Origin of the sequence: Mesotoga sp. B105.6.4, assembly GCF_002896535.1 — a bacterium.
GTDB lineage: Bacteria > Thermotogota > Thermotogae > Petrotogales > Kosmotogaceae > Mesotoga.
This window is the reverse complement of the sequence record NZ_JWIM01000029.1, coordinates 19943-34743: the sequence shown is the minus strand read 5'-3', so window position 1 is coordinate 34743 and position 14801 is coordinate 19943. Positions and strand designations below refer to the sequence as shown.

The 14801-nt window shown below is 47.5% G+C and carries 13 protein-coding genes; all 13 read right to left on the bottom strand.

Annotated elements, in window-relative coordinates; all coding sequences use genetic code 11:
- Positions 1-899 precede the first annotated feature (899 nt).
- Positions 900-1313, bottom strand: coding sequence for a CoA-binding protein (locus RJ60_RS06670; RefSeq protein ID WP_103134287.1), 414 nt, complete (start codon positions 1311-1313; stop codon positions 900-902).
- Positions 1310-2809 (bottom strand): apolipoprotein N-acyltransferase, encoded by a 1500-nt coding sequence (gene lnt, locus RJ60_RS06665; RefSeq protein WP_103134286.1) that lies wholly within the window; start codon positions 2807-2809, stop codon positions 1310-1312. The genes RJ60_RS06670 and lnt overlap by 4 nt, the downstream gene beginning before the upstream one ends.
- Positions 2809-3651 (bottom strand): Cof-type HAD-IIB family hydrolase, encoded by an 843-nt coding sequence (locus tag RJ60_RS06660; RefSeq protein WP_103134285.1) that lies wholly within the window; start codon positions 3649-3651, stop codon positions 2809-2811. Before RJ60_RS06660 ends, lnt begins: the two co-directional genes overlap by 1 nt.
- Positions 3629-4612 carry an ExsB family protein gene (locus RJ60_RS06655; protein WP_103134284.1) on the bottom strand — a complete coding sequence of 328 codons (984 nt, stop codon included), beginning with the start codon at positions 4610-4612 and terminating at the stop codon, positions 3629-3631. The genes RJ60_RS06660 and RJ60_RS06655 overlap by 23 nt, the downstream gene beginning before the upstream one ends.
- Before the next feature lie 56 nt (positions 4613-4668).
- The gene (gene oraE / locus RJ60_RS06650) at positions 4669-6858 is read right to left on the bottom strand and encodes a D-ornithine 4,5-aminomutase subunit OraE (RefSeq protein WP_103134283.1); all 2190 of its coding nucleotides are present in this window, start codon (positions 6856-6858) and stop codon (positions 4669-4671) included.
- Complete coding sequence (locus tag RJ60_RS06645; RefSeq protein ID WP_099829494.1) at positions 6845-7228, bottom strand: ornithine aminomutase subunit alpha; 384 nt, start codon at positions 7226-7228, stop codon at positions 6845-6847. The genes oraE and RJ60_RS06645 overlap by 14 nt, the downstream gene beginning before the upstream one ends.
- On the bottom strand, positions 7209-8633 hold the full coding sequence (gene ortB / locus RJ60_RS06640; protein ID WP_103134282.1) for a 2-amino-4-oxopentanoate thiolase subunit OrtB: 1425 nt from the start codon (positions 8631-8633) through the stop codon (positions 7209-7211). The genes RJ60_RS06645 and ortB overlap by 20 nt, the downstream gene beginning before the upstream one ends.
- Positions 8623-8937, bottom strand: a complete 315-nt coding sequence (gene ortA / locus RJ60_RS06635) for a 2-amino-4-oxopentanoate thiolase subunit OrtA (RefSeq protein WP_099829492.1) — start codon at positions 8935-8937, stop codon at positions 8623-8625. Before ortA ends, ortB begins: the two co-directional genes overlap by 11 nt.
- Positions 8938-8939: 2 nt before the next feature.
- The gene (ord, locus tag RJ60_RS06630; protein ID WP_103134281.1) at positions 8940-9965 is read right to left on the bottom strand and encodes a 2,4-diaminopentanoate dehydrogenase; all 1026 of its coding nucleotides are present in this window, start codon (positions 9963-9965) and stop codon (positions 8940-8942) included.
- A 169-nt stretch (positions 9966-10134) separates the two neighbouring features.
- A complete protein-coding gene (locus RJ60_RS06625) occupies positions 10135-11829 on the bottom strand; it encodes a GspE/PulE family protein (RefSeq protein WP_103134280.1) in 1695 nt (564 codons plus the stop codon).
- Positions 11830-11832: 3 nt separating this feature from the next.
- Entirely contained in the window at positions 11833-12879 is a 1047-nt protein-coding gene (gene ftsZ, locus RJ60_RS06620) for a cell division protein FtsZ (RefSeq protein WP_243392272.1), read from the bottom strand.
- Positions 12869-14161 carry a cell division protein FtsA gene (gene ftsA, locus RJ60_RS06615; RefSeq protein ID WP_099829488.1) on the bottom strand — a complete coding sequence of 431 codons (1293 nt, stop codon included), beginning with the start codon at positions 14159-14161 and terminating at the stop codon, positions 12869-12871. Before ftsA ends, ftsZ begins: the two co-directional genes overlap by 11 nt.
- Before the next feature lie 5 nt (positions 14162-14166).
- Positions 14167-14775 carry a DUF4894 domain-containing protein gene (locus RJ60_RS06610; RefSeq protein WP_243392271.1) on the bottom strand — a complete coding sequence of 203 codons (609 nt, stop codon included), beginning with the start codon at positions 14773-14775 and terminating at the stop codon, positions 14167-14169.
- Between the last annotated feature and the right edge of the window lie 26 nt (positions 14776-14801).

Sequence of the window (14801 nt, the reverse complement as noted above, 5' to 3'; positions counted from 1 at the left end):
TCCACTTGCGGCTTTTCCCTTAACATCCAGATCCAGGTTCCCAAGTTCCTAATCGAAGCCTGTACCAGGGTCACGCCACCTGTATGCCGGTCACCATCTGGACAGTAAGCAGGTTTCCTCCAGACTTATCCCGGGATAGTTGGTCCTCCCGGTTTAGATGACACTAAAGGTCCTTACGACACGTTCACGGTGGTTCACTTGTATTCGTCTCCTCTGGTACTCACCTGACGGGATCACTGTCCCGCCTTTTCCCGTAACGTTCACTACCATGGCTCTTTACCACAGCAGCTTACGGTGGTTTGAAGCCTCCACCTGCATGGCGGCTTCGAGGGGCCCTCCCTCATCTTCAATTAAGCATGGCTAGAAGTTTCCTTCTTCGCCTTCTTGGCACACTACAACTTGCAACTTGGAACTTCCAACTGATGCTTTTCTTGGCAAACGGAGAACCATTCAACGGTCAGCCTGTTTCACTTTGCTCATTCCTACCGCTGCAACCACCAACCGCGGTTTCTCAAGAATCGCTCAAGGGGTTGACCGCTTCTATTCACCGAACCGCCCAGACCTAATACCCTATACCCGCTATTGCCGCATGCGAAATTGTTTCAGCATCACGGTCTATGTTTCCAGAGTTCATCCCTCAAACGAGAACCAATGATCTCTATCATGGACTTTCAAATGCCGGATTCTTGCCAGGGTGTGCCAAGGCATCATCGACAAAGTCCGTTGCGTCTGATTGCATAACTTTCATTTGTTTTCTGAATGACCAAGTTCTAGCTCTCGCTCTTGCTTCAGGCCAACCACCATCATCTACCCCTACCCCGCACCAGCTAACTCGTACGACGTTTAAGAGCTCTTTCCGACGCCCTGGGCCGCGCCCGCTACCAAGTACGGGACTTGCGTCACAGCGATATTCTCCTATGTTCCTCGAACATGCACAGGTCTTCTACGTAAAGAACTCCCTTTTCTTCGGCAGCCTTTGCAGCCTTTTCACTCGTTATACCCTTCTGCAGCCAAACAGCCTTTGCTCCCAGCTCTATGGCCTTCAAGGCGACTGATTCCGCCTCCTCAGAGGGTCTAAAGATGTCAACTACTTCAAGCTCTATTCCGTCGGCCACGACTGATTCAAGATCCGGGTATACTTTTAGGCCGCTGTATTCTTCCATGCTCGGATTAACAGGTATCACGCGATACCCCTTTTCAATAAGATATGTAGGAACGTAGTTAGCCGCCTTTTCCGGATTCTTTGAGAAACCCACAACAATAACTCTGTTGAGGGTCTCGAGGATTTTTTTTGCTCTCTCACGGTAATTCAAAGAACAACACCTCCAAGTATTATTAAAGCTATTCCTAGAAGAAGAGAGAACCAGAAGAACCAGTTCCCAAACCTAGTATATAGGGTGGTCGTTACCCTCGGAAGATACTGGAATTCGCCAACAACATACTCGGCCGTCAGTTCCTTCGAAGTGGGCAGTCGCTTTACAATCCTGCCATAGGGATCGATTACCGCTGAAATCCCGGTGTTGGATACCTGAATCACATATCTTCTGTTTTCTATTGCTCTGGCGATGCTTTTTGATAGATGTTGTTGAAGAGCCGTCGATATATTGAACCAACCGTCGTTTGTGGCAATGACGATCACTGTTGCACCGTTGCGAGTGAGATTTCGCGAGACATTGCTGTATAGAGAGTCGAAACAGATTTGTGCTCCTATCCTGTGCTCATCTACGGAAAAGATTGTGAATTGTTGGCCTGGATCGAAGTAGTCGAGGAACTTAAGGAAACTGAAGAGTCCAAATACTCTTGGCCATGGGAGAAACTCAACAAAGGGAGTGAGCTGGACTTTAGCGTAGAATTCATCTGAGAAGCCCTCTCCATCTACAAACCTAACCTGATTGTAGTTGCTATCGTTGTATGTGGGAAATCCCACCAAAATCCTTAAGTTGCGTTCGCTTGCAATCTGTTGAAGCTGCGAGCCGGTTGAATTACTTCTTATATCGCTCATGAAAGTTGCTTCCGGCAAGATTACTACGGAACCTTCGGGAATTTCTCTCAGCGCTCTCGAGACCACTCTCAAGGTCTCGTCGGGAGGCTGGTAATACTTCATGTGCATGGAGATATTTGTTTGAAGCGCGTAAAGTGTGCTTTCATATTTGTCGGAAGAATGCGGAATAGGCACAAAACTACTCATCGCGGCATTCGCAAGAGCCACGAAAGCGACAGAAATGACAATCAATAAGGCTCTGTCTCTTGTGCGTTCCATGAAGAGATGAGACAAGTAGTGGTTGACAAAGACTATTATGAAGACAAGGAGTAGCGGTCCACCAACCGCAAGAAGCTGAGCTATTCCCAGCTGTTCGTTTAGAAGAGCGTCAGATAGCCTCCCGTTCGTGAATCCGAGTGGGCCTATCTCCCTGAGATGCTCTGTGACTGTGAAAAACGATGCGGCAAATAGGCTGAGAAGTACAGGATACCTTTCGAAGAACCTTTGATACAACCCGTAGATGAAACCGAAAGCAAGGAAGGGAACTGCGATTACTACACCCATCAGGAAATATACTACTATTCCGATGAAGTTCGGGAATGAGTTCAAGACTTCCGGAACATTCACGGTTAGGACAGGTAGTTCCCAGTAGTGGGTTATGAGCAGATAGACGAAACCCCAGACAAAGGCCTTCAAAGCTCCCTTCAGCGGAGTTACTTCCTTCATGGAGATGAAGAACGGGATAAGTGCAACCCAAATCAAGTAACCCCAAAGCATGCCGGGCATCGAAAGCGCAGTAAGGACTGCTGAAAGGAGAACTAAGGCCACTATCGCTCACCCCTGGTTGCCAGGATTCTCTCTATTGCCTCTGCCACACCACCGTTATCGTTATCTCTTTCAGTCACCAGTTTTGCGTACCGCTTCACCTCGTCCGGCCCATTTGCCATTACCACGGGTAATTCGGCCTTCTTCAGTATCTCAACATCATTGAAATTGTCGCCAATATATGCGACGCTTCTCCAGCTCAGCCCAAGATATTCCAGTATATGTATCAGGCCATTTTCCTTTCCCACACCTGGTCCGAAAAACTCGTAGAAGGCGTGCTCTTCAACATTGTCGTTCTTGATAACGGTTACGTTCTCGAGGTGAGAATTCGATTCATTGAGAAGCTCCTGAATTCTGTCTTCTTTGCCTTCAAGAGCGATTTCAGGAATACCTTCATCCTTGATCCGCATTAGCGGATTATCTTCAAACAGCATCCTATATCTGTTGTTACAGTAGTATCCTCTGTATGGAGAATCTGAAGGTTTGGTGGTGGAAATATCCGGGAGTCTGAAGAAATCGAAGAAGACAAGAGCGTTAAGGGATTTCTCCAAAGCCTTTTTGAACAGGAATCTTGCTTTGTCCGCTTCAAGTAGTGATTTTGAAATTACTTCAGTATTCTCTCCGTGACCGTACGTCACTAGAGCACCATTCTGATAAGAAATGGGTACGTCTATGCCAAGTTGCTCGGCGTATTTGTGGCCCGAAACATAGCTTCTTCCGGTGGATATGGAGACTGCTACACCCATATCCAGAGTTCGTCTTATTGCATACTCGTTTTCACGTGGGATCTTCTTCTCGCTGTCGAGGAGAGTACCATCCAGATCAATCACAATGAGCTGAATCATCTTTCAACCTCCAACAATCTACTACCTGAAATGTCTCTAATCTGTTGTTTCTGGACTTCACCCACTCAACTTCTATGGGGAAAGCAAACTCCGGAGCCAGTCTCCCGTTTAATACCCATCTTCTTGCCTCTCTGCTATTATAGAGCCCTGGATTGGCCGAAATCTTGAGGACTGAAGGTCCTTCTACCCATCTTACTTCATCAATCACGTCTATCTCGAGAAGTGAGCTCTTGATTCTCTCCCTTATTTCTATTGGGGGAAGTGGACAGACGTTAATTATAGCGATGTTTCTTGACAGGGGACCGATCACTTTTACGTTCGCAAGAGTGTGAGTGAAATCCTCGAGCTGATCAAGTAGAACTTCATTTGCAATAGCAACCGAGTACCCGTGATAAGCCGGGTTCGCCATAATCTTCAGGAGATGCTTCAGCTTGCAGCCTTCCCTAACGGGTGCTTCTCCAATCTTTGGCACTTCGATACCAAGGTAGCTCAGCGCATTCTCTATCTGTTTCTTTGTCCATTTCCTCAAGGGAGCGTAGAATCCATCCTTGATGACGATCCCTGTCTTTCCCCAGGTGTCTGATTGGTTGGCACCCGTCGCTACAAGACCCAAAACTCCGGATCTTATCGCCGGTAGCTTCGCAAGTCTAGTGCATCTATTGCACGAAGGACCGTCCTTCCAGACCCTTTCTTGGGCTTCGTATCCCGGCGTGAATTCCAGCCTGAGCCTCATTTTGTCTGCAAGGGAAGCTACTATTTCAAGACCTCTGCTATATGAATATGGTCCAAAACATACGTTTACAAGCTTCACCCTTTCCCGTCCAAGAGCCCTCGAAGCCAGCACAGCCACAAGTGTAGAATCCAAACCCCCTGAAAACGCAACTGTAAGCCTGCCGCTTTCAGTAAGATCTCTTATTTCGTCTATAGTCTTGTTTACTAGTAATTCGATTTGCTCACTCATCTGTTCAAGTATAACGCAAAGAAGGCGGCAAGTGCCGCCTTCTTGTTAACCAGAAGCTATCTCAGGAGCTCTCTTTTCTTCTTCACAAGGAAGGATGCTACGTGAATGCCTTTTGTTCCGCGTCCGAATCCGGCATCCATTCCACAGGAAACGGCCAGATCATTTGTAATCTGGGTTCCACCCGAAATGAAGATCAATCTGTCTCGTACGCCCTTTTCTATAGCGAGCTGAGAAATCTTCGTCAAATTGCTTACGTGGACTTCGTTGTGAGTGATAATCGTGGAGATAAGAACTGCTTCGGCACCGGTTTCTATGGCCGCATCAATGAACTTCTCCGGAGGAACACTTGTACCGAGGTAGGTGTACTTGAACCCGAACTTCTCAATTCCTCCGTGCTTAATATCTAGGATCTCCCTTATTCCAACCGAATGTTCGTCGTTGCCGACCGTCCCGGCCACCACTCTCATTGGATGTCCTTCGACGAAGGAAACGATCTCTTCTTCGGTTAATAGATCAGGCTTCTCAGGTAGTTTTAGTGAGCCTCTCTCTATCTTGAACGGGACCTTTGCTTTTAGCTCAAGATAAGTCCCCTCAATCGGATGGAGGATGGTCTTGCTTATGACTGCTGCTTCTACAAAGCCCATCCTCTTCGCAATCTCAAGAGCTGCGGCCTCGGCGTGATCGGGGTCATCGGGGATGGTCAAATCTAGCTGAACCCAACCGTCGCCCCACCATTCGACCTCGGGAGATATCAGACCTTTCTCCCTGTCTTCCAGTTGCTGAGCGATTCTAAGATTAACGTTATCGGATTCATCGAGTTCGTCTATGTACTTTATCTTTGATCTGTCATGCAGGGTGCAACCACCTATGAGTTCATCGGGCGATTTGATTCCCTCAGGGAGATTGTTGTATCCGAAGTGCTCACATACGGGGGCAAAGTATTCAGCATCCCTAGGAACAACGGTGCCGGCACCGATCCCACCGTCTTTCGGTCTCGCAATGCCGTCGCCATTGCGCTCGGGGTACTGTCCGTTATCAACAAAAAAGCCCCTCTCGGCAGCTTCAAAGTATCCGCCTGCTTCCAGTATCTCTTCCATCATTAGGATGGCGCGCATCTTCAGCTCTCTAATCTTTGGCCTCACGACCTCTTCGTTGATCTGGAGTAGGTCTTTGATTCCATCCAGAGCCAAGAGAGCATGTTTTGCGGTTTCGATGCCCCTTATGGAGTTGACATGCCACGGAACATTTCGACCTTCATCGGGAGTTATGGTGGACTGGATGTCTGCTTTGGTTAGTCTCGAAATCAGAGTGTCTAGCACATGAATTCTTGTTGCATCCATCAAGTCTGATTCGATATATCTGGTATTCATCTGAGCCCTAAATCTGTAATCTTTGAATAGTTCTCTCAGAGTTATTGCGTAGATAAAGTTCAGTTTGAACTCCGGGGCGGGAGAGACAACAGGGGGAACCGTTGAGAGAGCGATCAAATCTTTCTTCATCCCCACCTTTACAGAGAAAGCGCAGTTAATCGCATGCTGTACGAGGAGTTCGGGCATGACTTTCCATGCTCTCTTGGCAGAGGCATTCGCGTTGTGGGCGCCATCTATTTGAAGCATATCAACGCTTGCCATGATTTTCTTGGCAGCTGCCGCATCGACAAAGGATCTCACAGGATTGATTCCTCTGTAAAGAACGTTGTACTGAGGGTCCTGATGAGCGCCGTTGACACCTTCCTCTGCGAAGAGAACAGCGATTTCAGGTCCTGCCACTCCACTAATATAAGAATGGAAGTTTATCGGTCTTCCAACTTCTTCTTCAATGGCGTCCAAAGCTTTTCGAGTAGCTCTAAGCTGTTTTCGTGTGATAGGAATGCCTCCTATCCCTTCGGGTGTTCCTTCGATCAGACCGTCAATATGACTCTGGCCTAGTGTCCTTATAACCATGATATGGTCGGCACCATGCCAGGCAGCCATTCTCATTCTTCTGATGTCATCTTCAAATCTGCCGGAGGCAATCTCGGAAGTAATGACGGGATCGGGTTGCGGATCAATGTTCTCAAAATAGTGCGAGGCCGGTAGTCCTATGCTGTTCTTCAACGGTTCGGAAATCTGATCATATTGGAAACCATCGACTCTCGTTCCTTTGGGCAGTTTCTTTCTCCGTGTCCAGCCCTTTCTTCTCGGGGCATAATGCTGCAGATCCTTAAGAATCTCCTCGACCTTCAGCTTTTCGTTAACGGGCAGCACTTTCCCCACCTCCTCTGAAGAAGGTGACAAGTTCTTCCCAGCCCTTTCCTGTTGCAAGATCTTCCACAGCTTTCTCTAAAGGTTGTGATGTCTTCTTGGCGTATGAAAGGACAAGATTCCCGGCACCCTTGCCAAGGAGACCGAATTCAACGGCCTTAGCGACGATAGCCCCGGCCTGAAAACTGTCCAGCCCCATCCGCAAAAGTACTGAACGCTCGATCGAAGGACTCGTGTTTCCTTCTGCTAGTTCTATCAGCGGCTCGACGATCTTGTCCGCAAGCTCCCAGAACCTACTGTCTAGATCCTCGTCTGAAAGGTTCTGCAGGTGCAGGCTTCGCTTTTCAAAATCATCAGTTCTCTGAATCGACATTAGCACTTACCTCCTTAACCAATTCCTTGACTTTAGCTACATCAGTCTTGAGCTCTTCGGATAAGTATTCGTAATCGCTCTCGATCAATGTAACCTCCCGTCTAATCAGTTGTTTTATATAGGATCTCCTTAAGTCTGTCATGTTCACTTCTTTGTATGCAATCTGAGAGTGGCTCTCAGGGATAGATATTGTCTTGCCCGGAGCATCCAGGGCTAAAGGGTCTCCCCTCACAATCTCTATCCCGTTTTCTCTAGCAAAGGTCAATTGTGCGCTGGGTAGCTTACCTGCACCTGTATATTCGGTTTCCTGGACTACTATTGTTTTGTCTTCGGGTAGTTCTCTGGCAAGAGCTATAGCTGCTGTCAGACTCGTGTTACCTGCCGGACCTCGCTGAAGGCCCTCAAGTCTCGCAAGCATTTCGGTAACATAAAATACTTCTCCTTGCGTAACGAGAAGATACCTGTCCATGTATCTCAAGGCTCTTGCAGCATTCCTTGGAACATCTGATCTATCCGGGAGAACAGCAAATGGTATTCCAAATCCAGTATGACCGGTGGTAAAGGATTTCCTGTTGAAGTCTCTATTGCTCGCCATGTGAAGACCGGAAAGATCGACGCTGACTCCAACGACTTGTGTTTCCTTTGCGCCTGCCTTTCTAAGACCTCTGGCCGTTCCCGTGAGATTGCCTCCCCCGGCGTGTGTAGCGAGGACGTAATCAGGATTCATTCCGATCATTCTATTTGACTGTTCCACAATCTCATATCCCAAAGACTCGATGCCCGCAATCGCATAAGGTGTATAGAGGGATGCATTGAAGAACCCAGTTTCCTCAAGAAGAAGGAGGAAGTAGTAGAAGAGCTCCGGACCGACCGTAAGCTGGGCTACTTCTGCTCCGTAAGCTTCACAGGCGCGAGCCTTCTCCAGAATCTCAGGTTGACCTTTGCCTTTGCTGTCATAACACTCCTGAACAACGATGCACTTCAAAGCCCTTTTCATAGATTGAGAGGCAACGGCAGCTCCGTAGTTTCCACTAGTCGCGGCGATTACGCCTTTGTAACCGAGCTCCTTTGCCCTTGCAACACTCACTGATGCACGCCTGTCCTTGAAGCTTCCCGAAGGGTTAGTCGCCTCGTCTTTCAGGAAAATCCTAGCGCCCTTGCCCGGTTCACTGATTGTTCTTACGAGTCTCGTGATATTCTTGAGCTCAATCAGAGGGGTATCCCCAACTCCGGTTTCTGACTGAATTTTTCTGATCTCCTCAATAGGGTACGAAGTATCTCTCATGAGCGCTTCGTAGTCAAAGGCAATCCCTTCGAGTTCGTATTTGTCGTAATCAACTCCAACAGATGCCTTCATTATCTCTTTTCTTCTCGCCATTACTGATTCGTATGATCTATTCTGCATCGCTATCGCCACCAGTAAGCCATCGAGTTAGTTCAATTCCGGCCTCAGAGAGTTCGGGAATATTGTCTCCGAAGTTGTGTTCATGCGTGGGCTCGACGCATTCAAGTTTTCCGTGAACTCTTCTCCCCGAGGCGGTTTCTACAGTGACCATTTCGCCGACTTCTGCCTTCTCTTCAATGAGAAAGCCCCTGATTCTCAGTTCAAGAGGGACGTTCTTCGTGTCCTCGGGAACGGAGGGAGCTCTCTCGCCAATATCGAGGAGGATCTGGTGTATCTGGACCCACTGCCCCTTGATTGCACTCATAGTTACATCTCCCTGATCTCGTCGATCAAGCACCTCGGTACAGGCAACTCACTCATTTCAATCAGTCCGGGAGTTGCCTCAATTACTGCGGGAATCATGTTTGTAGCAAGGGCTATAGTCCCCTTTCCGCCGGGAATCTCGGGTTTTACTGAAAGGTGAATCTCCGGGTCGCCGAAAATATCTATGTAGTCGCCAGTGTCGACCCCTTCGATTTCCGGAAGGATCTGCTGGGGATGAATAAGCTCTATCACTAGTCTGTCACCACAATAACCCCGGCCTATATGTCTGCAGCCGGCCACCATACCGGGCATTACGTGTGCAACATCAGTCTTCCTCTCTGTTCTTGATATGATTGGCTCACGAGTCTCTTCAACTCTATCAATGTTCCACCCTAAAGCATTTCCAATCATTGCGATTGACTGCTGGAAGCCTATGTGTCCTACTATCTCTCCCGACTCAATTCCCTTCTTGAATTCCTCAGGTGAAGTGCCTACTCCCTGGGTTTTCATCACAGTCTTTCCGAAGGGAGAAAGATCGTTGATCCTTCTTGCTTCTATCCTCTCGACCTTTAGACATGCACCTGTCATAGCGATTATCAATAGGTCAAGCACGAACCCTGGATTTATTCCCGTACCAAGAATAGATACTCCATAACGCCAGGCGATGTTCTCGAGGACTTCGGATTCCTCTGGATGCGAAGCGAATGGGAAGGCCATCTCTTCGGCTATCGTAAGAATATCCACGTGGTGTTTTGCAGCCATCTCTATTTTGGGAAGTACTTCTTCTACAAAGGAGTTCGTAGCTATTACAACTATGTCTGGTCTCGTTTCGGCAATTGCCTCGCCCACATCCGAATAGATCAACCTACCTGTCTTCTTGCCGTCGAGATATTCTCCAAGATCCTTTCCGATCTTTTCTGAATCCTTTTCAACGGCTCCAACCAGTCTTAGTTCTTCTTTCTTGGCAACATTACGGGCCACTCCGCTTCCCATTGCGCCAAGGCCCCAAACTAATACTCTGTACGCCATAAAGAAACCTCCTATCCGAATTTGTAATTATCCGATTCAATACTATCATCGGCGAGATGGGGAGGCTATTTGCGCATTATGCGACTATTCGCGATAAAAGACGACTATTCACGACTTCTGTGAGTATGTTTGAGTATGCGTAAGTATGGATCGAGAAGAGGAAGTCTGGCTAGTACTCTATGGCAACTCTTTTTATCTCCTCAAGGGAAGTGACTCCGTCGATCACCTTCTGCACCCCATCGCTGTAAAGCGTTCGCATTCCAGCCTTCACGGCAGCTTGAGCAAGCTCTCTCTCTGAAGCGTTCTGACCAATCATCTGACGAAGATTGTTGTCAACAACCAGGATTTCGCTAATACTGGTTCTACCCTTATAACCCATTCCCCGGCACTCGGGGCAGCCATTTCCAGGAATGTACTCGCTGAAGTCATTTCTATCGGGGTAAAAGGTTGAGGCCATCTTTCTTAGTTCTTCTCTCACTGGTATTTTGACCTTACAGTTGTTACAGAGCTTTCTTACCAATCGCTGCCCCATAACTCCGATCAATGAAGTGCCAAGTAGGAAGGGATCAACCCCCATGTTGACAAGTCGAGCAACCGCGCCTGCAGCACTGTTGGTATGGATTGTCGAGAAAACAAGATGTCCAGTTAGCGATGCCTCAATCGCCAGCTGCGCAGTCTCTCTGTCTCTGATCTCCCCGACCATTATTATGTCAGGGTCCTGACGCAGGAAAGATCGCAGGTATCTCGCAAAAGTCAATCCGATGTCCGTGTTCACCTGGCACTGAGAAATACCTTCAATAGTATATTCAACAGGGTCTTCTGCCGTAAGCACGTTAACCTTCTCCGAGGTTACTTGGTTTAGGACCGCTACCAGAGTAGTGGACTTTCCGCTTCCCGTAGGACCAGATACCAGTATGATACCGTACGGAGCGTTGATTATGCTTTCGAAACGCTCTCTGTTGTGGTCTGAAAGACCGAGATCTTCAAGCTTCTTCTTCGCATTTGATACCCTGAGGATTCTCATAACAACTTTCTCGCCGAAAATCGTTGGCATTGTCGAAACTCTCATGTCGAACTGCTCATTGCCTCTCCTAATATAGAACTTTCCATCCTGAGGCATTCTCTTCTCTGAAATATCCAGCTTACACATGACTTTGATTCTCGACACTACAGAATTATGAGCTTTGCGCGGATAGCTCAGGACCTTTCTCAGAACGCCGTCGACTCTCAGTCTGGCAACGGCCATTTTCTCGTAGGGCTCCAGATGGACGTCACTGGCATCGCTTCTTATGCCGTTGTCCAGAAGTGAGTTTATGAACTTCGCGACGGGAGTATCATCGGTTTCGTCCTGTCTGTCATCTTCAAGATCAATTTCCGTGTGCTGTTCTATGCTGAAAGTATTGTCTATTATCTCGCTGGAGGCAGACTCGTCATACGAAGATTTGTAGAGAGCATCGAACATTGGTGGAGGTACAAGGAGCGTACTAATCTTGTTTCCTGTGAGGAAGGAGAGCTCTCTGTCTATCTGAGGAACCCTAAGAACTTCAGTAGTTACCACCTTAAGGATCCCTTTTTCGTGATCAAACTCTATAGGGATTACACTAAGCCTGTCTGCAACAGGCTTAGGAATCATTCTTAGGACATCGGGAGTAACGATATTAGGCAAATCTTCGAGCACCTTAAGCCCGTATTGCTTTGAGAGTGAATCGTATATGTCGTCCCAGGAGATTACGCCCATACCAACAAGAACTTCACCGAGCGGCTTCCCGACTTTTTTCTGTAGAGTTACGGCCTGCTGGAGAGCATCTTCACTTAGGAGTCCCTGATCTATGAGAAGCTCTCCGAGTCTTTTATAGACTCTCAACGATCACTCCTCCTCGTTTATATCCAGTCCGAATCGGTAAATCGCGGGGATGTCGGAAGCATCACCCATGAGTTCGCCCTCGTCTAGTTCAAGACCCGCTGCAATCAAAGTTATGTCAAGTTCATCATCGTTCATATCCGGGTCGACAATGAGCCCAAGCTTCACGTCTGCGTCTTCGCTGCAGTTCTGTCTCACAATTGCAGCCGCAATATTCATCTCTCTCAAGGTTATGTTCTTCGCCGAAACATTTAGAATTATCCCCGTCGCGTTGTCGATGGGCTTTTCCAACAGTCGGCTTTCAAGAGCTCTTCGAGCTGCTTCTTCTGCACGCCTTTCGCCTGAGCCCACGCCAATTCCCAGCATCGCCGTTCCGGCATTTCTCAAAACCGACTCGACATCGGCAAAGTCCAGGTTAATGTATCCCCGTTTCGTAATCAGTTCCGAGATTCCCTTTATTCCATGATGGAGCGTCTCGTCGGCCTTGGCGAAGGCATCGACTATTGAGGTGTTCGGCGGCAGTTCTTGAAGAAGCTTGTTGTTCGAGATTCTGATGAGAGTATCCACTGAGTTCTTAAGCCTTCTCAAGCCTTCGTTGGCAGTCTTTAATCTCGTATTACCTTCGAAGAAGAAGGGGGTTGTGACCACTGCAACGGTAAGGATTCCCATTTCCCTTGCAATCGAAGCTACTATTGGTGCTGCGCCCGTTCCGGTGCCACCGCCCATTCCTGCAGTGATAAACAGCAGATCGGTGTCTTCAAGAAAGGTCCCGATTTCGTCAACCGATTCCTCTGCCGCTCTCTCACCGACATTTGGGTTACCGCCGGCTCCCAGGCCTCTAGTCAGTTCAGTTCCAAGCTGAATCTTAAGATCGGCCTTATTGCTTTCAAGAACCTGAATATCTGTATTTGCCGCGATGAAGGTGACGCCGTGGATTCCTTCGGATATCATTCTGTTTACGGCGTTACCGCCTGCTCCACCAACACCAATGACTTTTATGGATGGCAATCTGATTTCAGCATTCTTCTTTCCTGTGTCAATCTCAAAGCTCATCATCTTCACCTCCAAAGAAGAGGGATTTTATAAACGATCCAAAATCTTTCTTGGGTCTTTCAACCACGCTTTCTACGGCTTCTCCCTGGACTTCCTCGGGGGAAACAAGATTGCCTAAACAGGAGCTGAATACTGGGTCATTAGCAACATCATGACTGTTCTCAATTCTTTTGTTGAAACTAGTTTCATATGTACCAATTCTTACCGGCATCTTTAGAGACTCAACGCCTACATCCGTAAGACCTCTCAGCTTGGAGCCCCCACCAGTGAAAACGACTCCTCCGGGAATCCTTTCTTCGGAGTATTCCGGATTGTTTATTATGAAGAGCTGGATCTCTTTTCTGATCTTGTTCAGAAGCTCTTTCACCCTCGCATAGATAACTGTGGAGAGTCTTCTTACCGAGACATTCTTTCTAGTTCTTTCATCAAGTCCAAAGTACTCCACAACGTCTTCAGCATCAGGCGGGAACATACTGCAATGGCCGTAATTGACAAGCAATCTCTCGGCTTCATCTACCGATGTACCGAGAACCCTCGCTACATCCAGCACTATGTGTCTTATTCCAAGAGGAATTCTCGAGATGTAAACGGGAAGATTCTCCCTGTAGATTACGGTTTCGGAGAAACTGTGTCCGAGGACAACGCTAACCACACCGTGCTGCTTCTCAGTATCCGTCAATACAGCTTCAGATGCAGAAATAAGCGCTGGAGAGATGAAGAAGTCACCTCTGCCGAAGAGTTCTTCGAAGAGCCTTCTGAAGATCTCGACCGACTTGCCTTCGCTTGAAACAAAAACCATCTCGACATTCAGTTTCTTCGCGTACATCTCAACGGGATTGAAGACGACTTTATCATCATCGAGAATATACTTGCGGATATAGCTTCTGTGTATATTAGTGTTGCCCGTCTTCATCTTCTCCGCCTTGAGACGACTCATAATGCTCAAAATCGTTTGCTCTTTCACCATTACCTGTTTCTCTTCGGAGAGAATTTCTTCTATGTTCTCCGAGAATACTGAATAGTCCCCATCTGTGAAACTGATCTTGAAGTCTGCCTCAACGTCCTTCTTGCCCATCTGACCTGTTAGATCCTCAATCAGCTTCTGAATGGACTGCTTAAGAGCAACCGCATCTTTAACCTCGCCCTTGTCGAGCCCAACAGTCTTGACACTCCCATAAGCCTCAAGAGTCATCTGACCTGTCTGTTCTCTGCTTACCACCACACCCTTAAGGGTGTTCGTGCCAACATCGAGAGAAACTGTATAATCCTTCCCCCTGGCCATCAATGTCACCTCGCTCTCAACAGTTTACCATCACTCAAGAAAATATACTCGCTTCTGTCGGAGGCGTTTTCTAACTGAAGAAGAAGGTCCTTATTTGCTTCCAAGCTTTCCCAGTCAAGTACCTTCACTCTGATCCCTCTTCTGAGTAACAACACATTGTTTTCAAAATCAAAGTAAGATACCAGTGCCAGTACTCTTCTGTCAGCAAGAATGCCCTCTACCGCTCCGGCAAAAATCTCTATGTCTCTTTCGGTGGCTATATAAACTCCATTTTCTTGAAGAAAACTAACGCCGCCGATAATCGGATTACTAACAACCTCCGAAAGATCGGCATAATCAACTATAACAAAATCATCGGAGACCCAGTAATATTTGTCTCTATAACTCACCAAAAACTTTCCCGGTTTCAAAAAGACTCTTCCGCCGGAAACGTCAATGCTTCCCGGTGGGTAAATTATATCAGTTTTCCAGGTTCTTCTAAAGGCCAAAGGAAATTCAACCAGAATCTCACCGAAATTAACGATCCTGGTCAACTGCTGTACCGGTGCCGTGAAGAATGACTCCAGTACGAAATTCGCAATAGAAACCATCCAAATGGCAAAGAGAATTACCACACAAATACCGGCTCTAAGTGAAAGGC

Bases quoted from the DNA above. Each gene is read 5' to 3' on its own strand.
- RJ60_RS06660 (WP_103134285.1), bottom strand. From the start codon at position 3,651: ATGATTCAGCTCATTGTGATTGATCTGGATGGTACTCTCCTCGACAGC.
- RJ60_RS06655 (WP_103134284.1), bottom strand. From the start codon at position 4,612: ATGAGTGAGCAAATCGAATTACTAGTAAACAAGACTATAGACGAAATA.
- RJ60_RS06645 (WP_099829494.1), bottom strand. From the start codon at position 7,228: ATGTCGATTCAGAGAACTGATGATTTTGAAAAGCGAAGCCTGCACCTG.
- ortB (WP_103134282.1), bottom strand. From the start codon at position 8,633: ATGCAGAATAGATCATACGAATCAGTAATGGCGAGAAGAAAAGAGATA.
- ortA (WP_099829492.1), bottom strand. From the start codon at position 8,937: ATGAGTGCAATCAAGGGGCAGTGGGTCCAGATACACCAGATCCTCCTC.
- ord (WP_103134281.1), bottom strand. From the start codon at position 9,965: ATGGCGTACAGAGTATTAGTTTGGGGCCTTGGCGCAATGGGAAGCGGA.
- ftsZ (WP_243392272.1), bottom strand. From the start codon at position 12,879: ATGAGCTTTGAGATTGACACAGGAAAGAAGAATGCTGAAATCAGATTG.
- ftsA (WP_099829488.1), bottom strand. From the start codon at position 14,161: ATGGCCAGGGGGAAGGATTATACAGTTTCTCTCGATGTTGGCACGAAC.